This window comes from Chloroflexus aurantiacus J-10-fl, from assembly GCF_000018865.1.
Lineage (GTDB): Bacteria > Chloroflexota > Chloroflexia > Chloroflexales > Chloroflexaceae > Chloroflexus > Chloroflexus aurantiacus.
This window is the reverse complement of sequence record NC_010175.1, coordinates 5,145,021-5,170,524: the sequence shown is the minus strand read 5'-3', so window position 1 is coordinate 5,170,524 and position 25,504 is coordinate 5,145,021. Positions and strand designations below refer to the sequence as shown.

Genomic DNA, 25,504 nt, shown 5'->3' with positions numbered 1-25,504 from the left:
GACTATGAATCAACTATGGATCGATATTGCAGCGGTACTGGCCGCAGCGTCACCCCTGGTGATTGCCGCGATGGGTGAGACGATTAGTGAGCGGGCCGGGGTGATTAACCTCTCGCTTGATGGGACGATGTTGCTGGCCGCGATGACCGGCTTTGCCGTCGCGGTGACGACGCAGAATGTGCTGCTGGGCTTTGTGGCGGCGGCTCTGATCGGTGCGCTGGTGGCAGTGGTGTTGGGTGTTTTCAGTATTACCCTCGGTCAATCGCAGACTGCGGTGGGTTTTGTGCTGGCGTTGCTCTGTACCGATCTCTCATCGTTTCTCGGTGCGCCGTTTGTGCGGCTGCCCGGCCCGGCGGTGCCGTTTATGCCCATTCCTGGCCTGGCCGATCTGCCGGTTGTGGGGACGCTGTTTTTTCGGCACGATCCGGTGATTTATGCCAGTTTTCTGCTTATTCCGGCGACGGCCTATCTGCTGTATGCGACGCGCGTGGGGCTGATCGTGCGTGCGCTGGGCGAGCGTCCGGCGGCGGTCTATGCGCGTGGGGTTGATGTGCAGCGCTGGCGCTATGCGATGCTGATCCTCGGTGGTGTGCTGGTGGGGATCGCGGGCGCAGCCTTTTCACTCGATCTCAAGCAGGGATGGAGCTACCGCCACACGTTTGGCTCAGGCTGGATTGTGCTGGCTATCGTGATCTTCGGTGGCTGGCGGCCATTACGGGTGGCGCTTGGCTGCTATCTCTTCGCGGCGCTGGAGATTCTGGCGACCCGTTCGCAGAGTGCGTTGCCCGATATTCCCGCCCAGCTTGTGCAGGTTGCGCCGTTTGTGCTGATGATCCTGGTGCTGGCGCTGGTGAATCTGGCTTCGTCGCCCCTGATTCTGCGTCGGGTTGCCACGCTGCCGGATGTCTGGCAACGGCCACTGCTGGCCGTGATCGGTCGGCTGCGGGCAACTGCGCCGGCGGCGCTTGGTCAGCCGTTTGAGCGTCCGTGATGAAATAGCGTAGGGGCCATTCTCTACGAATGACCCCTACGCTATTCACCTACAGAATAAACTCCCCCTCTAATCCGGCTTCAGCATGGGGCGCAATCCAGACTTTGAAGCGGCCCGGTTCAACGCCCCAACTGCCATCAGCGCGGGTGAAGGCCAGGTCTTCTTCGCGCAGAATGAATGAGACGCGGCGGGCTTCACCCGGCTGGAGGGTGATGCGTTGAAAGTCTTTCAATTCGCGCACCGGTCGGGTAAGCGAGCCAACCAGATCGCGTACATACAGTTGGACGACTTCGCTACCGGTGCGTTCCCCGGTGTTAGTGATCAAAGCGCTGATCTCTAATGTGCCGCGCATATGCGCACTGCTCAGGCGTAGATCGCTGTAGCTAAAGCTGGTGTAGCTCAGGCCATAGCCAAACGGGAAGAGAGGCGCCGTTGGTATATCAACATAGCGGGTGCGGAAAGGGCCATCGGCTTCCAGCGGTCTGCCGGATGGTTTGTGGGCGTAGTATAGAGGTGCCTGTCCGGTGGTGCGTGGCATACTGACCGGTAGACGGCCGGTTGGGGTTGCCAGACCGAAGAGGATTTCGGCCAGCGCGGCTGCTCCCTCAAGGCCGGGGTGCCAGGCATAGATGACGGCCTGGGCCTGGGCGACGGCACGGGTAATCGCCAGTGGTCGTCCGGCAAAGACCACCAGTACAACCGGCTTGCCGATAGCAGCCATTGCCGTAATCCATTCCAGTTGTCCCGGTGGTAAGCCGAGATCGCTGACATTGGCATTTTCACCGGAGCGAGCCGGATGCTCACCAACCAGTAAGACAACGGCATCGGCATAGTGGGCACGACTCAGGGCCAGATCAGGCGCGGCGGCAAACCATAGATCGGTACCTGCCGGTGCGATTGCTTGAAATGCCTGATCTAACGGCACCGCATCCTCGGCACGCCCGTCCATTGTCCATGTGCCAAAGAGTTCGCCGGTGGCGTGCACGAAAGGCCCGGCGACCAGGATGCGGCGAAAGTCGCGCAATGGTAACAGATGACGCTCGTTCTTGAGCAGCACCATCGTCTCACGCGCTGCCTGGCGGGCCAATTCACGTGCTTTTGGCGTCAAAATGTCGTGGATTGCCCGTTCCGGGTCGGTCAGTGGATGCTCAAAGAGACCGGCCCGGCACTTGATGCGCAAGATTCGGCGGACTGCTTCATCGATCTCGGCCAGGGTCACTCGTCCACACCGTACATTCTCGGCCAGCGTCTCCAGATAGGCACCGCTGACCATATCCATATCGACTCCGGCGCGCAGCGCGAGTGCTGCGGCATGGGCGCGATCTTCAGCAATGCCATGCTGCACCAGTTCACCAACCGACTCCCAGTCAGATACCACAAAGCCATCGAACCCCCATTCGTTGCGGAGCACGTCGGTCAGGAGCCGACGATTGGCGGTTGCCGGCATACCGTTCAGATCGAGAAAAGCACTCATGATGGTGCCGACACCGGCAGCGACGGCGGCGCGAAACGGTGGGAGGTAGACATCGCGTAGGGTTGGTTCGGAGATCTCGGCCTGCTCGTAGTCGCGTCCACCCTCGGCAGCACCGTAGCCGACGTAGTGTTTGGCACAGGCAACCAGGCGGTCAGGTTGACTGACATCGTCGCCCTGAAAGCCGCGCACTGCCGCTGCGGCCATCCGCGAGGTTAACAAGGGGTCTTCGCCGTACCCTTCAGCGATCCGCCCCCAGCGTGCATCACGGGCAATGTCCAGCATTGGCGCGAATGTCCAGCGAATACCGAGCGCACTGGCTTCTCGGGCTGCAATCTGGTTGATCTGCTCGACGAGTGACGGATTGAAGCTGGCAGCCTGAGCCAGGGGAATTGGAAACACCGTTCGTTGACCGTGAATAATATCACGGCCAAACAGAAGAGGAATGCCTAGCCGCGACTCCAGTGCTGCGCGCTGGAGAGCATTGCATTGTTCGGCACTATTGAGGTGATCGAAGCCCTGACCACTCAAGGCGCCGAAGGCATTAATGATCGAACCAGCTTTGCCCTGGCGCAGGAGATCGAGGCCGGGCAGGCCGTGGATCATAGGCTGGTTTAACTGCCCAATCTTTTCTTCGAGGGTCATTTGCCCTAACAGCGTATTGACTCGATCTTCGACGTCGTTCATTGTTGATGTACTCCTGATGAGGTTGTATCTTGCGGTTGTATTGCCACAAACAGACGATAGCCCTGACTATGCGGAGCACGTAGAGCTGCCTGCACTATCCTTATGTCGTTCTGATGGGCCATTGCACAGATGCGGTGCCATTGGTAAAGTGAACGTGTTGTATCGACTCACTCCTATCTTCTGTACTTCCCTGATTGATACGTACAGCAAAGCAGGCATAGCCTTCGGGTTGGGCGAAGGTGAAGGTCAGGCCATCGGCAGTTTCTGTGATCGAGCGAACTTCCACCGTCGTATAGCGCACGGTGATCCCTGGGCGTACCTGCCAGTTGAGCGGAAGAATGGCACCACTACGGGCCGGCAGGCGAATGGGATGACCATCACAAAGTGGCTGACCTTGATAGTGAATGTGCGTTTCCAGCGGATCGTCGCCGTAGTGGTTGACGAACAGAAAATCGCCATCAGGGCCACGACTCAGCCGTACATCAGCCCAGGTCGAAAGGGTAAATGGGGCTGGACAGTTAACCCATGCGGCAAGTTGCTGAAACACGTGCAGATCATCGAGGTTGGTGATGGGGAATGAGGCGCCGAGCATAATCAGTTCGCCGTGCCCGACTCGTTTCCGGAAACCGACCGCCGCACCGTCCGCGGTGGCAAAGACGGTTTCCAGATCACCCTGATAGGTTTGTACAAAGCTGGCCGGAATATCGGGGGTGGTAAAGATGTGTACCCGGCGTGATGTGAATGGTGGATCGGTGTGGGGTTGAACGTTCAGGGTTTTTGCCAATACCCCATCGGCCCGTAAGCGCCCGATCAAGACCACGTTGCCGCCAGCCTCAAGGTACTTGATCAGGGTCTGTTCGGTGGCAGGATCGCTATTACAGTCAAGCATCACCCACAGTAGCGGCACCTGGTGGGGATCGGGAGCGGTATGTTGCAGATCGAGCGCCTGAAAATCACGTTGGGTCAGGGCGAGACCACGAGCGATCAGATCAAACAGGATGACCTCGCGTTGATGGGTGATGATCGCTGTCTCTTCTTGCGTGCATGCGAGATTCACTTCCGTCATGAAATCATCAAGGCGAAAGCCGATGGTTGTTACCGGTTCAGGACGAGCCAGGATGAGCGCCTCACCGTAGCTGGCTATGGTCTGGGATAAACGCGGATATCGGTGGTAGTGGCTGCGCAGGGTGCCATCTTTACGAACCGGATGACCCCAATCGTGCCGTTTGACCGGACTGAGGATCGGGTCGTTCTCGCCATCAAAGAAGAGGTAATGGTTGATGGCCCGCATACCGTTGGAAAGGCACAAACGGGTATGCAGGTCGTAGAAAGAACTTGACATATTGCTGAAGTCAAGATTGCCACCCGCCTGAAACTCAATGGAAAAGAGTGGTTGATCAGGGTTTTGGATGGCACAGGTCATTGCGTTAACCAGCAATAGCTGGTGGAAGGTGCCTTCGCCAATCTGACCGGGGTAGACATCGGTGGCACTGATGACATCAGGCAAGCGTAAAACACCGGCAAGTTGTGAAAGACCGATGGGAAAGGTCTTGCCACCGTTAGCGAAACCGTGGATGTTGAACACAGCAGGCGTGTCAAGGCCGTGTCGGCGTGCTTCGGCAGTGAGCCACTGCGCATAGTCACGCAGATAACTGCGGAAAAAGCGCCGATAATCGGCCACCAGTTGTGCACCCGCTGCCCCTTCGGCATGGCGCAGACGTGTAGCCAGGACCTGGGGATCAACCCTCATATCCTCACCATACGTCGCCTGGAGCCAGTTGGCGAAGTATTGCATCGTGATTGGGTTGAGGTCGAAGCTATTCCGCACCCAATGCAGCATTCCCATCTCGTTATCGAGTTGGACCATGAGGATCGGGCCACCACGGGTAATCTGACGTGGTGAAAGGATTGCGAAGACGGCCTGATACCAGCCGGCAACGCAGCTCAGGAAGGACGGGTGCATAAAACTGGCGACGTTCTCGCCGGTGCCGTGTTGATTGATGAGAGCAATCTCTGGATGATGATCAAAGACCCACGGCGGAATGCCTTCATTGATGGTCTCGGCCATAATGTATGGGCCAGGACGCGCAATCACGTAGAGTCCCTTCTGCGCTGCCAGATCGAGAAAGCCGGCCAGATTGCGTAACGGATGAGTCGTTCCGGTCAGATCGATCTGATCGGGTTGCGGTTGATGCCAGAGCCACGGAATATAGCAGGCAACGGCATTGAACCCGGCACGCACGAGCAAGTCCAGGCGCTGCTCCCAATCGGTAGCCGGTGTGCGGAAGTAGTGAAATTCACCTGCCTGAATGAACAGTGGTCGATCATCGAGCCAGAAGCGTTGATGGTGAGCGGTGAATGCAGGCATAACACTTCCTTTGCTGTCTTAGCGGGCTGATGGCTGCGGGGTGAACCCCAGCACTGCCAGGGCGCGTTGGATCATGGGGCTGTTGGTGTAAATATCCCAGATTAATCCGGTGCAGGCATTTTCCAGCATCAAGAGGGCACAGCCCTTGTTGATGCCATAGATGGTGTGACTGTACCAGGCCGGTACCGTGTCGAGATTGTAGGCGTCGTAGAAACCGTATCGGCCATAGCTTTGTGGGTGCTCGCGATAGAGATAATCGAGCATTGCCAGCACATCATCCGGGATGAATGGGAGACAGGCAGTTGCATTGCTAATCGATACTGTGCCATCAGGTTCAGGTGGAATCAGGGCCGGTGGTGCGCCGGCTACCACATAACCGCGCGGCGTATCGCCGCAACCGATCCCCCAACTGTTCGCGTGATATGTGCGAAAGCGCTCGTGCAGGCTCACACAATAGTCGCGATTGGCCATGGAAGCCAGGCGCGTATTGGTAAACCAGTCCACACCATCTGGATCGCGATAGGTACGGACATCGAGCCAGGCTTCGGTGTACTGATACGCAAACAATGTGCCGCCGGGATTGATAATGATCGACTGCCCGCGATAATCGCCTTTATCGCGGCGGAAGCCACGGTAGAGAGCACGTGCGGTCGTTGGGTCGAGGTGTAACGCCGCTTGCAGATAGATCATCTTCTGCTCGGCTGCCATATCCCAAACGCTGATGAATCCCGGTTCATTTGTGACATAATCTCCATCAGCATCAGGGTTGTACGACATTCGTAGCACCTTTTGCTGATCACATTCGGTGATAAAGGCGTGCCAATCGATGCGGGCAAGTAACTGTTCGGTCAGTTCGGTGATTTCGGCATCGTGAAAATAAGCGGCTGCCGTGATGGCGCCATTCAGGCACAGGGCCGTATCGATGGTGGAATATTCGCAGCGACCCCAGCGGGCTGCGGTATCGCGATCAAGAAAATGGGCAAAGAAACCGTATCGATGCGGTACTCGTTCCCAGAGGGTGCGCAGTGTTCCCCGCACCAGATTCAGCGCCTCGTTGCGCGGCATCATGCCGTACTCGACGGCGATTACCCATGCGCTGAGTGCAAAACCTACCGACGCAATCGAGGCGATTTGCGGACGATGCAACGCATCGACAGTCAGACCATAGCCTGGACTGTTCGGATCGAGATTGGTACCCGCTCGGAAAAAGTTGATAGCACCTTCACGCTCGTAGTTGAGGAGAGTGTACGTGTCCACAAGTTACTCCAACAATTCAGGTCGCTTCAATGACGAGGCACGGACGATAAAGGTTGTCGGGATTCGTTGCGGTGGTGAGGTTTCTTCATGTTCGATATAGCGCATGAGCCATTTGGCTGCGGTTCCACCCCATTCACGCCGTGAGGCGCCAATGGTTGACAGTGGTGGTTGAACGTAGCGTGCAATCTGAATGTCGTCGCAGCCAACCACAGCGATGTCGCGAGGCGCTTCCAGGCCGTGTTCGTGCATGGCCCGGATAAAGCCAATCGCCATCTGGTCATTAGCGCAAAATACCGCTTCAGGTAAGTCGCCATCAGCAATGATGGCACGAGCAGCGTCATATCCTGACTGTTCGGTAAAATTACCGGGATAGACCCGGAGTGATAGGTGGTGGCGCGTTGCCTCATTTAAAAAGGCTTGCATGCGCTCGTTGTTGTCGAACGAGTCTGGGGCACCGGCGATATAGGCCAATCGCCGTAAACCCTGGCGGTAGAGATGGTTGAACGCCTGCACAACCCCTTGCCGGTTATCGAGCAGGATGGGAAAGACAAATTTATTTTCCAGGTACCGATCCATCACGACAATCGGGAATTTCGGCCCTGCCAGCCGGAGAATCTGTTCGTTCGGAATGCTGGTGTCGAAGACGATGGCGCCATCAACCTGGCGATGCGTGAAAATACGACGTTCGACTCGCGTTTCTGGACAGACGATTAACTCATAATCGGTCGCAAGAATAACCTCGTGAATCCCATCGAGAATCTCTTCGTAGAACGCACCGGCAAAGCGGGTAATGAACACGCCGATGGTAAGCGAACGACGTGCTTTGAGATGACGGGCGAAGGCATTGGGATGGTAGTTTAACTCTTCGGCTGCCTGTAATACCCGTTGACGTGTCTCTTCACTAATCGTCCCGGTACGGTTAAGCGCATATGAGGCTGCCGTTACACTAACGCCGGCACGACGTGCAACATCTTTAATCGTGGGCATTACTCCTCCTGAAGCTGTTCGATCCCAAGTCGCTCTAGTCCGGCCAGAATAGCAGGATGAGCCATCGTGATGCGGTGGATTAAGCCGTCTTGATAATTCGCCAGCATCAACAGTGAAATTCCTTTATCGATACCGATAACATCGGTGGCATACCAGTTGCGGCTGAGGTTGAACGCATCGTTGAAGCCATACACACCTTTTAAGGGTTCTAACGAGTAGTAGTAGCGCATTGCCTGTAACGATTCGTCGGGAGTAAAGATGATCGAACCAATCGCCCCCGCCGGTGGCACGGTGTCGTCGATCAGATGTGCCCGGTTGTCGTACCCTGACGGTGGTGCCCCGTAGCGTCCTTCATAACCATTCGGCCCGTCACACGCGGTCAGTCCCCAGGCGTTCGGGCCAAGCGTGGTGTATTTCGCATCCATTGCGACGGCAAAATCGTAATGCGCACGTGAAGCGGCGACCGAATTGGCAAACCAATCGACTCCCTTTGCATCGATCCGATTGCGGAAGTCGATCCAGGCGTGACTGAATTGATACGTAAACAGTGAGCCGAACCACGAATGAATGAACGGTTCACCATTGCCGTAACGACCAACATGGCGGATGAAGCTGTAATACGGGCGCTCATCAACCGGGTAGGTTGGTGATCCGGCAGCCAGGACGTAGAGCATCAGTTGTTCGGCGTAGAAATCCCAGTGGCCGCTGAAACCCTCTTCCGGCCGATAGGCCATGTAAAACATTTGTCGGTCAGGATCGAGGAACCAGCCCCAGTTTACTCCGGCGTAGAGTTCGTCGGCTAGTTGTTGTACATCATGCCCAAAGTATTGACCGACCGATAATACACCCATCATTAAGATGGCGGTATCAATACTTGAGACCTCGCTCTGCCAGGCCCGTTTTCCACTTTCCATGTCAACAAAGTGGTAGAAGAAACCCTGCTCGCGCTCCATACGAGTAAGGGTCTGTAATGTGCCCAACACCCGCTCGTAGCCCTGATCGTAGCTGATATACCCTCGTTCGACGCCGACAATGATGGCACTCAGGCCGAACCCAACCGCGGCAATGCTGGCGATGCCTGCCGATCCCGGATAGCGATCCCGGATCAAACCATACCCCGGACTGTCCGGGTTGGTGTTTGCCTGTTCCCAGAAAAACCTGAAGGCTGCTTGCATCTCGTAGGCGATGATCGCCTCATCATTCACCGGTGTCGGCGTTGGCGCTGGGGCAGGCATTGTTGGTTCCGGCACAGATACGGCAGTGGTTGATGGGATCGTGAGATTGGCCGTTGGCACTGGACGTTGTTCATTCGGTGCATAACACGCCGTGACCAATAACGCGATCCCTAGCAGCAAATTCCAGAAAAGCAGTTTATTCACCGGCCAGTCCTGATCGTTCAATCGATTCGACAAACCAACGTTGCAAGATAAAGTACAGAATCAGCAGTGGCAAAATGGTCAGAAATGTACCACTCATTTTGACTGCTTCATTAAGGCGGTCGAACATATTAACCATGCCCGATGGATAGAGGTTTTCATACGCCTGGGTAAATTTGGCGAGCTGCATTGGGAGTGTCTGAATCCCTCCTTCCAGAAACACGGTGGTCAGGTAGGTCTCGTTCCAGTACCAGACCACCGAAAAGACGAACGAGACAATAAATGCCGGGGTTGCGCCGGGAAGGGCAATCCGCCAGAAGATACCGAGATCCGATGCACCATCAAGACGGGCTGCCTCTTCAAGTGCCTTTGGTAATGAGAGAAAGTTCTGGTAGAAGATGAGAATGAAGATTGCGCTCTTGAAGCCCTGGCCCAGTGCTGCCGGAATCAGCAGAGCCAGACCATTCCCCAACAGGTTCAGATACCGATAATTAAGCATTTGGGGAATGACGGTGTTCTGGGGTGGGATCACAAATGTTGCAAAAATCAGCACGAAGAGGAGCGATTTTCCCCACAACCGGTAGCGGGCCAGTCCGTAGCCGATCAGCGCACAGACAACGACCTGGAGGGTAGTCGGCGCAATACTGACGAGAATGGTCGCCCGCAAGGCTTCCAGGTAATCGAGCACGCGCCATGCCTTGATGTAGTTTCCCAGGTAGAGCTGTGTCGGTACCCATTGCACCATCGGATTCAACAAATCCTCTGGACTCTTGAAGCTGGTAATCGCCATGAACAGCAATGGGTAGAGGTACACAAAGCCGATTGCCGTTAAAACAGCGTACAACAGGCTTACCGGAACGATGCCGGGCCGGTTGTGGACTCCCCACAAAATCCGCCATAGATAGTCAAAGCGGAGCCGTGGCATGATCCGGTGCCTTTTACTGGTATGGGTTCGGATGGTGGTATCCATTGGCTTAATCCCGGGTACGCGGACGGAGAACCAGAAATGTCGCGATCAACAGTCCGATCAGGGCCAGCGAATGAAGAAAGGTCATTGCACTGGCATAGCCGATCCCGCCTTCAACATCATAAATGCGTGAATGGATGTATTTGACAACTTTATTTTCTGAAAAATGGGAGAGTGTCACCACGGTATAGAGTGCATTTATCAGGGTTGTCGTGGATAACGACGGTAGCGTGATCTTCCAGAACATCTCCCAGGCTGATGCTCCATCGACAGCGGCTGCTTCGTAGACAAAACGGTCTATTTTCTGCAAACCGGCCAGATAGATCAGAATCTGCACACCGGAAAACCATAAAATGAGAATAAAAGATGTGAGCAAATATTGTACCGGATCGCGCAGTAACGGTGGTAATTGAGCAACAAACCCGGTTACTACCGCAGAAGTAGCAATCTGTGGTGCGGCGGTGGCTCCTTGTGCGGTCAGTTCGCCGATAACGGGGCCACTGGTAATGACGACCGGCAAAAAGAAGATTGTGCGAAAAAGACCGCGGCCCCAGAATGGGACATTTAAAAACAGGGCAATAATCATAGCAAAGATCAAAATAATCGGTACTGAAATACTGGTCTCAATAATATATTCGATCAGAAGCTGCACAAACGTTGGATCAGTAAAGAGCGCACGGGTGTAGTTTTGCCAGCCAATTGCGGTTAGCTCAACACCTGTAATCGCGACTCGGACATCGCTCAGGCTATACTGAAATGTCTGTATCAGCGGTGTGGCCGTGAAGAGGATAAATCCCACCAGCCAGGGCATGATGAATCGATAACCCTGCATATTTTCACGCAGACGAAAGCGTAGTCTCAAGCCACTCTTTGCCATGTTGCTCCTCCTCGTATCTCCGTTCCTGACACCCTGAGATGTAGCGAACAGGTGTCACGGTCGTTCGATAAGTACCGCATCACGGGGTGGGATCGTCGTACCGGCCAGGGTTATCTGGCGAGTCGTGTAGTTTACGATGATGCGTTTCCCATTCGCATAATCGGTGATCGAGACGCCAGGGAAGGGTGCTGAACGGGCCACAATGGATGAACCCTGTACCGGTCCTAACAGCTTTGCTAACCAGGTATACGCCTTTTCAATTTCATCACGCCATTGCGCGTATGCCGAGGTGTAGAGCCAGTTTGAGTTGGTTTTCAACATGGCTGCGGTTGGCTCGTGGGTCAGGAAGAATGATGGATATGCGCCATAGTCGGCGTGACGCAGCAGATCTTCTTCGACATTGGCCGAAAAATTGAGTGCCGGCCCGTAATAGGGTATATAGCCGGCCAGAACGATTGGCAGAAATGGCACGCTTGTGGATGTGTAGATGTAGCCACTATCGCCGAGTGGCATGTCGTAGTAAGCACGGGTGGCGTGCCACAGATACGCATTAGGCCGGTAAAGGGCAAAGGGGCCGTTCTCGGCGAGCAGTTCCTGATAGGCCTGGATCATAGCCTCGCGGTTGCGCCGGGTTTCGTTGCGAAAATCGCTATAGAGGCGAAACCCAATCCCATCAAGTGCCAGGCCCAGGTTATAATCCCGCGTTGCCGTTTTCAGCGCGGTGATGCGTCGTTCGACTGCGGGCAGGTTGAGGTAGAGTTGCTGCATCCCGCGATGGTTGCCCTGGAGCATTGCTTTGTTGATTGCCATTGCTACCTCGTTGCGAGTGTAGCCGCTCTCGTCAACAATACCGGCTTGTGGATCAAGGTACAGGTTGAGGTGCCCTCCCCGGTCAGTGATGGTTTGGGCCAGGGCAATCAGATCATTTCGACTCCCCAGGGCGCCTTCGATACGGAGGGTCAGCGGTTGTGGTGCGGTTGCGCCTAATGGTTGCCAGCCGTAGCAGGTCGCTTCAACCCGTTGCGTTGGCAAGCTCGCCAGTATCTCCTCCATGTGGGCAATCGTTGTCATGGGAATGGCGCGTTGCCAGAAGAGAACACGCTCACGCTCAGCACCTAAAAATTCGATCCGCAGTGGCAGATCACGCTGCGTTGCAGGCATTGCCCGCAAGACACCCCGGTCAACGAGGAAGCGCTGATAGGCTCGTGCCAGTCCGACATAGTCGGCTTCGCGCCCGGTCAGAAAGTGGTAGTGCTGGACAATGTCGAAGGTATTGGTTTGCGGTTGAATCACGGTGACGCCGCTACCGGCGCGGTTGGTCGGCTGAAAGTAGCTCTCGTTGTAGATGAAGAGGTTGTAGAGAAAATTGAATTGGGTGATGATCCCCGCCGGATGGGCCTGTAATTCGGCGTAGGCCGATCCGTGTTCAAGAATACTCAGGAACGCATGCTGACCCTCGCCATGCACCATACCGAACACCGGAGCCGAGAGCAGGTATGGCGGACGGCTATTGGGGTTGTTGGGGAATGATCCGCGCATCCCCAGATCGGCACCGTAGTAGCGACCGTAAAACATGGTGCGGGCGTTGGTCTGTTCGGCAAAGGTGATCAGGCTACCGCTTCCATCAGGGATCAGCATGTAGCCACGGGTCTGGGCAGCGCGAGTGGCACCGAAGAAGGGGTAGAGGTGTAGCTGCGCCAGCCGAAATGATCCGCCTTCAACAATGCCACTTGCCGGCACCTCAATCTGTACCCCATCTGCTGTGAGTGTGACCTGTACGGTGAGTGTGATCGCCGGTTCAGTAAAGGTCAATTGTCCCCTGAAGCCGTTATTGATCAGCGTGATGTCCAGTTCATGGGCGGCATTTGTGATCGAAGCCCGGCGCGTATTGGCGCGGCTATCCATATACTCAATGCTGATCCCACTCCGGGCAAAGGCCGTCCAGCTTCGATTGAGGCGATCTTCGGGCGTGACCTCGTCCAGATTCGATGACCAGAGGTAACCGCTGCGCCGGTCAAGCACCTTAAACGCCAGCGTTTCACGGTTGAGATACAGCTCGAAACCGGTGTTGGTCGCTACTCGTTCATAGCCGTCAGGAACCACACGTTGCCAGCCTGCGGCTTGTGCAACCGGCTGACACGTCATAAATAGTGTTACAACAATGAGAATATTGATAATCTTATCCACGTAACCCAATCTCCTGCCAGATCGTGACGACAAAATCAATCAGTTGCCCAAAGAGCAGATAGAGAATGTATGCGGTCAAACTCAGCATGACCATCGTGAAAAGTGTGCGCAGGATGTTTGTTGTAGTTTCGGAAAGGGTATAGTTGTGGATTTCGCGAACCATAATAAACAGCATCAACCCCGTCCAGCCCCAGATAAGTTGTTGCGAAAAGGAGACTAAGAAGGCTTCATTGAGCGTCAGCACGTTGGAGAGCGCAATCACCAACGGCATAAAGAGGGCGTAGGGGAAGAGACTGTAGGCAGTGCCAATCACGACATCACGCACTCGGCCTTCGCCATCGCTGATGGTTGAAACCAGATAATTGGCAACATTCCACAGTCCAAGCAGAACTATCGGCACGATAATCTCGTTTTCAACCCGAATCTGGCTCGGATAGGCATAGGCATTAAAAGGAAATCCCATCAGATAGAGTGATAGCACATAGACCACAATCACCCACAGATAGATGCCGAGTGCAAAGCCGAGGCTACCACGCTCGCCGGTTTTAATGTACGAGAAGCTGTCAGCCGGCTTGCTGATGAAGCGGAAGAGAAATGCTGCGTCGTCCACCAGGCGATACCGGCGAATGGTGTGGAGTGAGGCACGCACCGGATCGAGCCAGTGATGCCGTCGTTCCAGGTGGCGGAAGATGCGCTGTGCAGTGGCACCGATCACAAGAACGATGATCGCAGGGCCGAGGTAACGCTGTAAAAAGATATTTCGTAGCTCCCAAAAAGCTTCAGAGTAGCCGATCCGATCTTCAGCGTAGCGATATGCAGTCAGTGCCGTCTGATAGTCGCCTGCTCTGAAGGCTGCATCGGCAATGCCCTGATACGCCATGATGAACGAGCCGTTGTAATTGAGCACCTGGTTGAAGTAGGGCTGTGCTTCCAGATAAAAGCCGGCCAGATACAGCCGCATGGCCTGATGCACAATGCTGGCGAAGGCCGTTTCGCGATAGACCAGCAATGCGTTTTTATCCTTATCAAGGACATAAATGGTATCGTTGTAGCGCGCTATGCCGGTCGGATTGATCAGTGTCCCGCGTCGCTGATCGCCGTTATCGCGGGCGTTGAACATAAAGAGTAAGGTGCCGTTGTTATCGTATTCAAAAATGCGCCCGTCCCCATCAACAGTTACCAGTAATCCCGCCGGATCAACGTAAATATCGCGAAACGAGGTTGAGCCGTAAACCGGGGGTAGAATATTGCGCCCGGCAACGGTAAATTTGCGAATACTCTGATCAGGAAAGGTGCTGGCTGTGATTGTGTAAAGCATCGATTGCTGATCGATGATCACATTCGATGGCGAAGCTGCTTCATTGCGTACCAGTTGCGCAAGTTGTTCTTCACTCAGAAACATGCGCTGCAAGATCATCCGCAGCGACATTTGAGCAGTGTTTGCTGCAACGTTACCGATAAAACGTCCATCGGGATTCAGTTGAATAACGCCCTGGACAGAACCTTCGCTGATGATATAGAGGTTTTTACGCCTGTCTACGGCAATTTTGCGCGGCAAAAATTCACGTCGCTTGCCGAAGAGGGGTTCTTGCGGTCGGCCAAACTGCTGGCGGAGCGTACCATCGGCAGCAAAGATCACCACCTGGTTCAGACCGGCATCGGCAACGAACACGGTGCCCTCGTCATCAACAAAGACCCCAGTTGGACGGGCCAGCACGCCCTTGCCATATTCGGCGACAATGTCGTAATCGGTAGTAAGCTGCACAATCCGTCCATTCCCGGTATCGGCGAGGTAGATCATGCCGTTGGTTGTCATGTAGAGGTCTTCTGGCCCGGTTACCGGCAGCCTGACCTCATCAACCGGAATGTAGGCGTCTTGCGTCATGAACAACTCGCCACCAGGGCCGGGCGTCCAGGTGACGTAAGGCGTATCGGCCAGCGCAGACGGTGCCCACCACGCAAGCCAAAGCGACAGAATTATTACAAGTAATAGCTGATAGCGTTTCATCACTTCAATCCTGAATGCGACATGGTGCTCATCACCTGGCTTTGCAGGAGGATGAAGATAATCAGGTTGGGAAGAAAGATGATTAACGAAGCCGCCGCCGCCATGCCTTGACCGGCCACAATATTTGCGCCTGCCGTTGTTGAAGTGAGGGTAGAGAGATAAAAGGCAAAGGTCTTGAGATTCTCATCGTTGATATACATGGCTGAGGTGTCAACGTTGTTCCACGAGGCCTGGAAGGCCAGAATGGCAATGGTTGCCAGTGCCGGTCGGGTCAGCGGGAGAATGATATGCCAGTAAATTTGCCAATCGCTGGCACCGTCGATTTGAGCTGCTTCAATCATTTCGTTTGGTAGCGCATCAATAAACTGTTTCAAGAGAAACAGGCCCACCGGCATCGCCAGGACAGGCAAAATATGCACCCAAAACGTATTTAAGAGGCCAAGCTGCTGAATGATGAGAAAGCGGGGAATGGTAACCGCAACTGGAACAAACATCAGCGCAACGGTATTAATGGCAAAGAGGGTCTCCTTCAGCCGAAACCGCTTCTTCGAGAGCGCAAACGCCGCTGTTGAGCCGACGGCCAGCGAGGCCAGCACGGTGATCAGGGTGACCATGATGCTGTTGAACAGATAACGGCTGACCGGTACCTCAGAGGTCGATAGCCGGGCGAAGAGATCGGTAAAATTCTTGAGGGTTGGTCTGACCACAAAGAAGCGTGGTGGATAGGCAAATAGCTCCTCTGGCGGTTTGAAGGCATGGGAAAAGATAAAGACGATGGGGAGGAGCATAACAATCGACAACGGTACCAGCACCAGATAGAACTTGATCTGGCTGGGATGAAAACCGCGTGGATTGATGCCGCTATCGCGCATGCTGTAGTTGAACCAGCGTTTACGCCTCATGTTAGTCCTCTCGGAACAGTTTGTTGGCCAGACGATTGAAGAGCAATACCATCAAGAGCAGAACGACCGAAACCGCCGCAGCGTAGCCCATTTCGTAGCGCAGAAAGCCGTAGTCTTCGATGTGATTGACAATCAGTTGACCGGCGTATTGCGGTGTGGGGTTGCTGCCAGACAGCGCAACACCAATTGCTCCGGCTTGAAAGGTGCCGACAATCGCCATTACTGCCCCAAACAGCATCTGTGGTTTCATCGAAGGGATGGTAATGTAGAAAATCTCTTGCCAGCGATTACTAATGCCGTCAAGGGCACCGGCTTCGTATAACTCAGGGTTAATGTCCAGCAGCCCTGCCAGCATGGCCAGGAATCCGACACCCATACTGCTCCACAGGGTAACGATGATCATGATCGTCATCAGGTATTGCGGTGATTGGAGCCATTGTATCGGTGCCTGGATCAGGTTCAGGCTAAGCAAGAAACTGTTGAGATACCCATTCTGGTCGCCGCTAAACAGCGTTTGCCAGACGACCGACATTGCGACGCCGGCCGTCATTGATGGCGAATAGAGGATGAGCGCAAAGATGGTGCGCGGGATGCGTGGCAATTGGGCCAGCATCCATGCCAGTAAAAATGCCAGCACGTACCCACCTGGACCGACCAGGACGGCAAACTGAATCGTATTGGGCAGGACATACTTCATAAAGATGTCGTCCTGAGTTAACAGCACAATATAATTCAGCAAGCCGTTAAATTGCGGTGGTTGAATCGAATCGAAGAAGGTAAACGACAGCAGAAACGCCGCCAGAACCGGAATGGCGATAAAGATGGCGAAGAGCAACGCATACGGTGCGACGAAGCCGTAGGCGCTGGCTTCCCTGTACCACCAGCGGCTCCATGTTGTCTGCCGGTCATTGCGCATTGTCCATCCACTCCTTTACCAGATCGATGGTTGGAATAGTGAAGGTGCGCACCCGTTCGCCATTGCGAATGTAGCCGAACTCGGTCATTTTGCGCACAATTTCGCGATTAATGACAGTTACTGCATTATCAATCGCTGCTCGTGGATTGGCACCGTCGAAGACAATTCGATTCCAGACGTTGCTCAACTCTCGCTCTTGCATATAACTGCCCGGTAACTTTACCGGTTCCTGGAGCCATTGCCACTGCTGCAAGATGATGTCGCGATGGGCAGAGGGAATTGGCGTGAAGCGGAAGGCTTCCAGGTTTGCCGGATTCCACAGGTATTCAAGCCCGTAGTTCATGATGAGTTCTTGCTGGAACATGACCTGCGTTTCGGTGGACATCCACCATTTGAGAAATGTCCAACCCTCTGTCGCTTTATCGGTGTTGGCAAACATCATGGCTGCCTGAGCCGATCCGGTGGCGTAGCGAAGCTGACGGCCATCCGGCAACACAGTTGCCGGATACAGCGCAATATCCCACAGGCCATCAATTTCAGGTGCAGCGGTGAGTAGTTTGAGGTAGGTTTCAAAATTGGAGATACCAATTGGTAATTCGCCAGACCGAAAACTCTCGTAGAAGCTGGATGTTGTCAGCGGCATGCCGTAGATCGTAAAGCTCTCGGCCATGAAGCGAATAGCCCGGATCGCTTCATCGGTTCCCAGTCCTGACAATCCTTCCTGGGTGTAGAGCGAGGCTCCGTGGTTCAAAAGATAGGGGGCAGTCACCAGATACCCCTTCAAACCGCTACCGCTCGACAGGGCAGTGTTGTAGTTCATCCCATACCGCTGCAATTCGGGCAGAATCTCAAGTACCTCATCCCACGTTTGCGGTACCGGCAACCCAAGACGTTCGAGCACATCTTTGCGGTAATACGTTACCCAGAAATCCTGCGTTTCCGGGATGGCGTAGACCGACTGATCGATGATGTAGCTGAGCAATGAACCGGGCGCGTAGATGCGGATGAAGCGATCAAAATCGGGAAACTGGCGCAGATCGTACAGGGCATTGCGGATTGCCAGCTCGTAGGGAATATTGGTGCTGACACCGAGGGCGATGTCGGGTTGGGTACCGGCGGCACAGGCCAGCACGAGTTTTGACTCGTTTGGCATGATCGAGAATTTCACCTTGATGCCGGTCTGCGGAGTAAAGTACTTGTCGGTGAGTTGCTGAAGCAGGTTGACGTATTGTTGTGGACGATTGACCCAAACCTCTAGTTCATCAGGTGCAGCACCGATGCTCTGATAGGGATCGCTGCGGAAAGAGGCAATAAAACGTTGCATCCAGTCAAAAGCGATAGCGCTAACCGAAATTGTGGGTTCGGGCGGAATTATGTCAGGCGAATGGATGTAGATTTTGTCAATCGCCAATGGCTGGCTCTGCAATGAGGGCAGAATGCTGCCCAGTAGTTGGGCTGCCGAACCGGCCCCTTCCGAGAGACGGCTCATGCGTACCGGAATCCGGTTGGGGTCTTGGGCAAGGATCATGAGATTGTCGATTGCCATCTGATAGGCAAGCACTTCCGGTGAAGCCGGCGTCTGATTGACGGCCAGCAGGGTTTGCTGGTCGGCACGCAATTGATCGGCCAGCGTAAGCAATCGTTCGCGAATATCAGGGATGTAGTCAGCAATCTCCCACTCTTTGTAGATGTCGATCTGGTTGCCGGTGAGCCGTTTGATTTCAAAGGCAATATCGGCGATGGCTCTTAACCCGACCCGCACCCGCTGAATCGAGTCGTGGTATGGGGCAGTTGTCGCTTCGATCCCAAGTACATGGCTGCCACGTGTGAGATAAATCTGGTAGGGTGTTTCACCACCGAGCGTGTAGTTGCGCCAGACCGGATCGTAATTGAAGGGCACCGCGTTTAGTTCTGCAAACAGCACGCGATCATCGATGAGGATGCGGCGATAAACGGTAAAGTTGTTCTTATAATCCTGGATCGCACGTAAGGTAATGTTGTACCAGCCATCTTGAGGGACGGTAAACTCATAATAGACGGTTGTGCCACTCTGATCCCAGCTCTCACCCCCAATCACATTTAATCGGGAGCGGTACGGATCATAGGGTGTTACCTCCAGGTTTTGCCGGCTGATCGGACGGATAGCGGTGTCATTTTTGTAGCTCGGTTTTTCTGCCTCAAGTTCGATGAGTACGCCTGTGGTAGCCGCTGCCTGTCGTTCGCGCTGATATTCAACGTAGCCTGGGTAACGAGTAGCCGGAATCAGGTAGATACTGCCAATAACCACCGGTGCTTCGTGGATCGATAACCGAAACCGTTGTTGGCCTGCCGGTAGCGAGATAACGGTCGGGTACGGTTGGCTGAAACTGACATCGCGCAGGAAAACCTGACTCCAGCGCGTCAATCGGGCTTGTGGGATTAGCGTTTCGTTACCGTAACGATCAACCGGAAATGTATCGACGGTATCCTGGTAAAAGAGCGGGAAGATCAGGCGCCAGTGTTCAGCGTGCCCATCAATCTGGACGAGGGCTTCTGGTGGCAGGAACATAACCTCTTCAGGCACCACCGCGTCGATTGCCAGCGTATATTCCCCGGCCTGGGGTATATCAACGGTGAACGATATCTGATCACCGTTTTGCAAGGCAACACTGGGCTTCGGATAGTGTGCGGCGAGCGGATGTGTGCCCGTTGGATACCCGAAAGTGCTGGCACGCACCTCGATGGGTGCTCGCAGTCCGCTATCGGCCCAAACTAGCGCCGGGTTCAGTGACCCGATAAGTCCAACCACCAGTATGATCTGGATTGTTCGCAGCATGAGATGAGCGTTCATGGTGCCTCGCGATACCATGGCTTGAGCGTCTGTCTGCTCTGTGATAAGGTGAGGGCACAATAGTACCCTCACCTTACGTGATCCTGACTACTTCAATGCCGATTCAACCTCAGCCCGTGCCGAGTCGAGCAGGTTGTTGGCAAAGGTTTCCAGTTGGGCTGCGTAATCTTCGTATTTGTAGATACCATCGGCAGCGCGGAAGAACATGAACCACATGTTCACATCCTTGTCTTCACCGATGTCGATCCCCGGCTTACCCTCCCAGCGGGCCTGGATATAGCCCGGTACGATCTTGGCCAGCGACTCTACCAGGCTGTTGTCCAGGTTGGCAAGGGCCGCATTGATACCCGGTTTGTCGAAGAACTGGCGATACAACTGGATAGATTCGTCGTCCACCGCGACCGGCATCTTGCTCGGCACACTGCCCATCTCGCGGGCCAGCTCAACCTCTTTGGCGTAGGCAGCGCGCGAGAAGGTCATCCAACGGGCAAACTGGTAGGCTTCTTCCAGGTTCGGCGCCGTCTTGGAGACCACGATAATATCCATAACGATGGCCTGATTACCACCAGGGATGCCGACGAAATCCCAATCGAAGGTGGCGTTTTGTGCAATCTGCGGAATAGCCCATCCGCCTTCCCAGCGCATGCCTACTTCCTGGTTCAGGAACAGCTCCCATGGGCCGGCTGACTTGAAATTCGGCTTTTGCTCGTCGGTGAGACCCTGCCAGGTATAGGGTTTCAACTCTGCAACTTTGGCTACGGTCTCCTTGAAGGCAGCCGAATTGTAGTTCATGTGGACCCCATCGAAGCTAAACCATTGCAAATTGTTGTCGAGCACATGGGGGTACCAGCCCATCACAAATTCCATCTCGTCAAGCCCCAGGATACCACGGGCCGGGTTGTGCAGGCTGGTGACGGCGGTGTTGAACTCCTCGACGCTAAAGCCGTATTCAGGTGCATCGAGGTTGGCCGCTTCGTAGAGATCGCGATTCACAAAATAGCCCATGATAAACTGCGCGGCTGGTAATCCCATGACGCGGCCATTGTAGGTCACGCCCGAACGTAATACTTCAGGGATCAATGGCCAATCGGGATCGTTTTCTACCAGTGATGTGAGATCGGCCAGCCAGCCGTTTTTCACGTAGAGCGGCATATTGTTCGCCATGAAGACATCGGGCAATTCACCGCGAGCCGCATAGGTGTTGAGCATATCATCCCAACCACCGCCGGACATATCGACAAACTCGATGGTCACGTGGGGGTTGAGTTCCATATACGCCTTAACCAGGCGACGCTGAATGTTGTTCTCTTCTTCGGTGCCAAGGTTCCAGTTGGCGTAACGCAGGGTAACGGGTTGTCTGTCAGTGGTAACCGGTGACGGTTCGGTCGCAGGTGCTGTTGTTGGTGCTGCGGTCGGTGCTTGGGCAGCGGTGGTTGGTGCCTGCGTCGGCTGTTCGGCTGGTGCTGTCGGAGCTGATGTACAGCCGGCCAGTCCACTCAACATCAAGACCAGCACCAGCACGATTCCCCCTTTGGCAAATGCTTTCATGCTTCTCCTCCTTGAAACGCGAGAATCTTCTGCGAATCTGAAACACGCAACATCGCTATGTCGTGCTACAGGTTGCTCACCTCCTTCTCGTGATTGTTAGCCCAACACCACCCGCACGGAATGCGTTTGCCCATCATTGAATGCCGGGATGACCGTTCCGGCGAGTGGTTGACCATCAACTTCGAGTGAAATGACCCCACGATTGACGTGGTTTGGATTGAGTACCTCGATCTCGTAGATTGCACCGCGAAACGTTCGCCGCACGGTAAAGCGTTCCCAGGTGGCCGGGATGAGTGGATCGATCAGTAACCCCTCGATCTGGGGCCGGATGCCCAAAATCCAGTGTGTTGCAACGCGGTGGAGCCACTGCGCTGAACCGGTATACCACGTCCATCCACCACGACCAAAGTATGGAGATTGCGGCCCATCAATATTGCCCGGCGTCACGTAGGGTTCGGCTTTGTAGCGTTCAATGTCGGCACTGCGATTGGGTGGACAAATGCGACGGTACGCTTCGTAGGCATGGTCGACATCACCAAGCAGGGCATATGCCCATACCGACCAGGTAGCGGCGTGGGTATAGACCCCACCGTTTTCACGTAATCCTGGCGCATAACGGGTTACATAACCGATGTCGGAACGGGGGCGCGTAAAGGCAGGATAATTGAGCAGGGTTCCGTAGTCGCACAGCAGGTAACGACTCACTGCCTGCATTGCCTGCCATGCCCGTTGCTGATCGGTGATGCCACTGATAACGGCCCAGATATTGGGCATCAAGAAGATGCGCCCCTCTTCATTTTGCTGTGAGCCTAGTGGCAGGCCGGCATCGGTGGTGGCTTGCAAAAACCACTCTCCATCCCAGCCATAGCGATTCATTGCCCACCGTAAGGTGGTGCGCACGGCAGTGCAGCGTTCGGCAAATGCTTCATCTGACCGTTGTTGCGCCAGTGGAATCCAGCGTTCGAGAATAGTGTAGAGAAATTCGGCCACCCAGAAACTCTCGCCGCGCAACTGGGTGCCGACTGCGTTGAGGCCATCGTTCCAGTCGTGATCACCCATCAGCGGAATCCCTCGTGGCGAGAAACGACTGAACGCGCGTTCAATCGCTCGTTTGCAGTGCAGGTAGAGCGGCTCCGCCGGGCCGTTCAAATACGGTACCATTTCGTCGAGAATAGCGACATCACCGGTCTCTTGCAGGTAGCTGTCAACCACAAAAGGTAGCCAGAGTAGATCGTCTGAACAATTGGTGCGTGGTCCACCACCGCGAATCGAGAACCACCAGTGCAACACATCGCCTTCGACAAATTGCTGGGCAGCGTGCAGGAGGATTTGTCGTTTGGCTAATGCCGGATCGCAGACCAGAAATATCTGGCAGTCTTGTAGTTGATCACGGAACCCGTAGCCGGCTGAAACCTGGTAAAAGGCCGATTTTCCCCACAATCGCCCAGAGATCGCCTGGTACTTCAGCCAGTAATTGGTCATCAGATTGAGGGCCGGATCAGGTGTCTCAACGTGCTCGGCATCAACCAGTCGCGACCAAAAAGCATGCACGGCCTGTAACGTCTGATCACTTGCAGTAACTGACGTATAGCGTTGAATGAGCGCGAGAGGGTCTTCACTTCCCTGCAGTGCAGCCCCCAGCGTAAAGACCACTGTGCGACGTTCGCCCGGTGCTAGCGTGATTTCAACCTGAAGAGCGGCAATCGCATCGCCGAAGCGACCACTACGCCCAGCTAGCGTTGGTTGCTGCATTGCCTGGGGGTGTTCAAGACTGGAATACAGACCGATAAACGACTCTTTATCGCCATCGAAGCTCTTCAGCGGTTCACTGACGGCCATAAATGCTACATAGGGCCAGTCAATATTATTGTGGCGCCCCAGTTCATCGGCAAACCCCCACAGATATTTGCGCGCCAGCAACGCATGAAACTCCGGCTCAGGCGTCGTCTCAATAAATAATTTGTGAAACTCACGGTGTTCATCAGGGGCAAAACCCAGCAGCCATTCGACGTATGAGGTAATGTCAAGACGCCGCTGACGATCACTCTGATTGGTGAGGGTAAGCTGAAAGATTTCGACCGGATCATCTGGGGCGACAAAGACGGTCAGGATGCTGTGAATGCCTTGTACGATCTGTTCAAACGATGAATAGCCCAGGCCGTGCCTGACCTGATAGTGATCGTACTGATGACAGGTTGGTTTGTACGTGGCCGCCCAATACTGCCCGCTGTCGAGATCGCGCAGGTACAGATATTTTCCCCAGTTGTCCTGAATCAGGTCTTGAAATGAACGGGTAATCCGGTTTTGACCGGCATTGTTGCGCCAGCTATAACCCGATCCGGTTTGCGACACCATCATCGCGTAGTCGCCATTACTGATCACGTTCCCCCAGGGGCGGGGGGTGAAGGGAGTCGTGATCACGTATTCCCGTCCATCGGCTCGAAAGTAGCCATAGGTGCTGGCAAACAGGTGTTCCATGATGTTTCACCACTGCATGAATGTACAGCTAAGGAGCGAACAAGGCGCATCCGGTATGCGCACACGATGGTATGAAACGTTTCATTACAACGAATAAAAAAAAGCGGTTGTTTGAGCATACTATTTTTCTGATTGAGGCCATTGTAGCACGTCTTTTTGACTTGTCAATATCCTTTGTGTAACGTTTCATACGCAACAGTTGCTGCTCGTTGTAACAAACAAACAGCGGTCGAATAAAAAAACGACCGCGATAGCGTTGCTGGGTTTTATTACCGGAAACAATATCACGGTACCGGCACGACGTTCTTTGTCTCTGCTGGCAGGGCAATGGTGAAGCGCGCTCCTGCTCCCGGTGTACTGTGTACTGTAGCCGTGCCATTGTGGGCCTGGGCAATGGATCGCACAATGGCCAATCCCAATCCCGAACCGCCGCTGCCCGTGTGGCGTGATTCGTCGATGCGGTAGAAGCGCTCGAAGACATTTGGCAGATGTTCTGGTGGAATACCGGGACCGGTATCCTGGACGCTCAACATGATCTGGTGGCCCTGACGGGTGGCTTCAATCACGATCTCACCACCTTCAGGCGTGTAGCGTAATGCATTACTGACCAGATTACTCAGTGCGCGTACAAGTTGTTCTTCATCGCCATAGATGCGCATACCTGCCGGCTCACTCTGCCGGTGGAGCCTGATTCCTGCCTGTTGGGCGGCATCGTTGTAGATTCTCACGATCCGTTCTAGCAGATCATCAACCGCAATTTCGCGACAGCGGAGGGGAAGCTCACCTGCATCGGCCAGCGAGAGGGTGTGCAGGTCTTCGACGAGACGCAAAAGCGTTTGCGTTTCGGTGTGCATTGCCGCAAATCGTGCCGGTGTTGCCGGTAATTCGGCGTCACGTAAGGCTTCCAGATAACCGGCAATCACCGTGAGCGGGGTGCGTAAATCATGGGCAATATCGGCTGTCATGCGGCGGCGTAGTTCGGTAGCGCGTTGCAGCTCAGCACTCATGGTGTTGAATTGATGCGCCAGTGCACCTAGTTCATCACGCGACCGTACCGGTACCCGCCGACTCAGATCGCCAGTGGCGATGGCTCGTACCCCCTGCATGAGTTCACGTAGTGGTCGCGTGATCACCTGTGCCAGGAGAAAGCCTAACACTATCGCAATACCGAGCGCCCCAAATGCTGCTCCGCCAAGTGCCAGATCAATCCGACTCAGGTAACGCTCTTCAGCAGGATTCCGGCGTGGTGGTGGTAGTGGCAGTAGGGTACCGATTTGCTCGCCGTTCAGCATGATAGGCGTTCCACGGGCCAGGAGTTCTGGATCGACGCTCCGTCCGATCTCTGCCGGGCGGTCAGAAAGAACGATTCGCCCCTCTGTATCGGCTACTTCAATAGGCACGAAGGGATCGCCTCCCTCGCGGTCTGATCGTCCATTCAGGATTGCTGTGGCTGCGTTCCAATCACCGGTTTCCTGGTATGCGGTGATCAATTGCGCCAACAATTCATTGCGTTGTTGCTCCAGTAGAAACGTGTCAAATTCGTTGGTCACAAACTGGCGAACCAGGAGTGCCGCCAGTCCAATACCGACCAGACTGGTCAGGGCAAAGGCCAGAATGAGGCGAGTCGTAAGCGAACGAAGCATACATCCTCCAC

The 25,504-nt window shown here is 54.6% G+C and carries 16 protein-coding genes; 1 reads left to right on the top strand and 15 read right to left on the bottom strand.

Features of this window, described 5'->3' with window-relative positions; genetic code table 11:
* Nucleotides 1–4 precede the first annotated feature (4 nt).
* Nucleotides 5–991, top strand: coding sequence for an ABC transporter permease (locus tag CAUR_RS20310; protein ID WP_012259700.1), 987 nt, complete (start codon nt 5–7; stop codon nt 989–991).
* A gap of 49 nt (nt 992–1,040) precedes the next feature.
* Here the strand turns inward: CAUR_RS20310 and CAUR_RS20305 are convergent, their stop codons facing one another.
* The 15 genes from CAUR_RS20305 to CAUR_RS20235 form a co-directional block, all read right to left on the bottom strand.
* A complete protein-coding gene (locus CAUR_RS20305; protein ID WP_012259699.1) occupies nt 1,041–3,149 on the bottom strand; it encodes a glycoside hydrolase family 3 N-terminal domain-containing protein in 2,109 nt (702 codons plus the stop codon).
* A 100-nt stretch (nt 3,150–3,249) separates the two neighbouring features.
* The gene (locus CAUR_RS20300; RefSeq protein WP_012259698.1) at nt 3,250–5,517 is read right to left on the bottom strand and encodes a beta-galactosidase; all 2,268 of its coding nucleotides are present in this window, start codon (nt 5,515–5,517) and stop codon (nt 3,250–3,252) included.
* 18 nt (nt 5,518–5,535) lie between these two features.
* Nucleotides 5,536–6,774 carry a glucoamylase family protein gene (locus CAUR_RS20295; RefSeq protein WP_012259697.1) on the bottom strand — a complete coding sequence of 413 codons (1,239 nt, stop codon included), beginning with the start codon at nt 6,772–6,774 and terminating at the stop codon, nt 5,536–5,538.
* Nucleotides 6,775–6,777: 3 nt separating this feature from the next.
* Nucleotides 6,778–7,761, bottom strand: coding sequence for a LacI family DNA-binding transcriptional regulator (locus CAUR_RS20290; protein ID WP_012259696.1), 984 nt, complete (start codon nt 7,759–7,761; stop codon nt 6,778–6,780).
* On the bottom strand, nt 7,761–9,140 hold the full coding sequence (locus CAUR_RS20285) for a glucoamylase family protein (protein WP_012259695.1): 1,380 nt from the start codon (nt 9,138–9,140) through the stop codon (nt 7,761–7,763). Before CAUR_RS20285 ends, CAUR_RS20290 begins: the two co-directional genes overlap by 1 nt.
* On the bottom strand, nt 9,133–10,062 hold the full coding sequence (locus CAUR_RS20280; protein ID WP_015909515.1) for a carbohydrate ABC transporter permease: 930 nt from the start codon (nt 10,060–10,062) through the stop codon (nt 9,133–9,135). The genes CAUR_RS20285 and CAUR_RS20280 overlap by 8 nt, the downstream gene beginning before the upstream one ends.
* 49 nt (nt 10,063–10,111) lie before the next feature.
* Complete coding sequence (locus CAUR_RS20275) at nt 10,112–10,981, bottom strand: carbohydrate ABC transporter permease (protein ID WP_012259693.1); 870 nt, start codon at nt 10,979–10,981, stop codon at nt 10,112–10,114.
* A 54-nt stretch (nt 10,982–11,035) separates the two neighbouring features.
* A complete protein-coding gene (locus CAUR_RS20270) occupies nt 11,036–13,168 on the bottom strand; it encodes a DUF5696 domain-containing protein (protein ID WP_012259692.1) in 2,133 nt (710 codons plus the stop codon).
* The gene (locus tag CAUR_RS20265) at nt 13,161–15,176 is read right to left on the bottom strand and encodes a YIP1 family protein (RefSeq protein ID WP_012259691.1); all 2,016 of its coding nucleotides are present in this window, start codon (nt 15,174–15,176) and stop codon (nt 13,161–13,163) included. The genes CAUR_RS20270 and CAUR_RS20265 overlap by 8 nt, the downstream gene beginning before the upstream one ends.
* Nucleotides 15,176–16,078: a carbohydrate ABC transporter permease gene (locus tag CAUR_RS20260; RefSeq protein ID WP_012259690.1), complete on the bottom strand. Its 903-nt coding sequence runs from the start codon at nt 16,076–16,078 to the stop codon at nt 15,176–15,178. The genes CAUR_RS20265 and CAUR_RS20260 overlap by 1 nt, the downstream gene beginning before the upstream one ends.
* A 1-nt stretch (nt 16,079) precedes the next feature.
* On the bottom strand, nt 16,080–16,994 hold the full coding sequence (locus CAUR_RS20255) for a carbohydrate ABC transporter permease (protein ID WP_012259689.1): 915 nt from the start codon (nt 16,992–16,994) through the stop codon (nt 16,080–16,082).
* Complete coding sequence (locus CAUR_RS20250; protein WP_242604998.1) at nt 16,984–19,809, bottom strand: extracellular solute-binding protein; 2,826 nt, start codon at nt 19,807–19,809, stop codon at nt 16,984–16,986. The genes CAUR_RS20255 and CAUR_RS20250 overlap by 11 nt, the downstream gene beginning before the upstream one ends.
* Nucleotides 19,810–19,911: 102 nt before the next feature.
* Nucleotides 19,912–21,372 carry an ABC transporter substrate-binding protein gene (locus CAUR_RS20245; protein WP_012259687.1) on the bottom strand — a complete coding sequence of 487 codons (1,461 nt, stop codon included), beginning with the start codon at nt 21,370–21,372 and terminating at the stop codon, nt 19,912–19,914.
* A 96-nt stretch (nt 21,373–21,468) separates the two neighbouring features.
* A complete protein-coding gene (locus CAUR_RS20240; RefSeq protein WP_012259686.1) occupies nt 21,469–23,850 on the bottom strand; it encodes a glycoside hydrolase family 94 protein in 2,382 nt (793 codons plus the stop codon).
* Between the two features lie 284 nt (nt 23,851–24,134).
* Complete coding sequence (locus tag CAUR_RS20235; RefSeq protein ID WP_012259685.1) at nt 24,135–25,493, bottom strand: sensor histidine kinase; 1,359 nt, start codon at nt 25,491–25,493, stop codon at nt 24,135–24,137.
* Nucleotides 25,494–25,504: the final 11 nt, after the last annotated feature.

Coding starts and splice junctions, on each gene's coding strand:
- CAUR_RS20275 (WP_012259693.1), bottom strand. CDS start 10,981: ATGGCAAAGAGTGGCTTGAGACTACGCTTTCGTCTGCGTGAAAATATG.
- CAUR_RS20265 (WP_012259691.1), bottom strand. CDS start 15,176: ATGAAACGCTATCAGCTATTACTTGTAATAATTCTGTCGCTTTGGCTT.
- CAUR_RS20260 (WP_012259690.1), bottom strand. CDS start 16,078: ATGAGGCGTAAACGCTGGTTCAACTACAGCATGCGCGATAGCGGCATC.
- CAUR_RS20240 (WP_012259686.1), bottom strand. CDS start 23,850: ATGGAACACCTGTTTGCCAGCACCTATGGCTACTTTCGAGCCGATGGA.
- CAUR_RS20300 (WP_012259698.1), bottom strand. CDS start 5,517: ATGCCTGCATTCACCGCTCACCATCAACGCTTCTGGCTCGATGATCGA.
- CAUR_RS20305 (WP_012259699.1), bottom strand. CDS start 3,149: ATGAACGACGTCGAAGATCGAGTCAATACGCTGTTAGGGCAAATGACC.
- CAUR_RS20290 (WP_012259696.1), bottom strand. CDS start 7,761: ATGCCCACGATTAAAGATGTTGCACGTCGTGCCGGCGTTAGTGTAACG.
- CAUR_RS20310 (WP_012259700.1), top strand. CDS start 5: ATGAATCAACTATGGATCGATATTGCAGCGGTACTGGCCGCAGCGTCA.
- CAUR_RS20245 (WP_012259687.1), bottom strand. CDS start 21,372: ATGAAAGCATTTGCCAAAGGGGGAATCGTGCTGGTGCTGGTCTTGATG.
- CAUR_RS20280 (WP_015909515.1), bottom strand. CDS start 10,062: ATGCCACGGCTCCGCTTTGACTATCTATGGCGGATTTTGTGGGGAGTC.
- CAUR_RS20255 (WP_012259689.1), bottom strand. CDS start 16,994: ATGCGCAATGACCGGCAGACAACATGGAGCCGCTGGTGGTACAGGGAA.
- CAUR_RS20235 (WP_012259685.1), bottom strand. CDS start 25,493: ATGCTTCGTTCGCTTACGACTCGCCTCATTCTGGCCTTTGCCCTGACC.
- CAUR_RS20250 (WP_242604998.1), bottom strand. CDS start 19,809: ATGCTGCGAACAATCCAGATCATACTGGTGGTTGGACTTATCGGGTCA.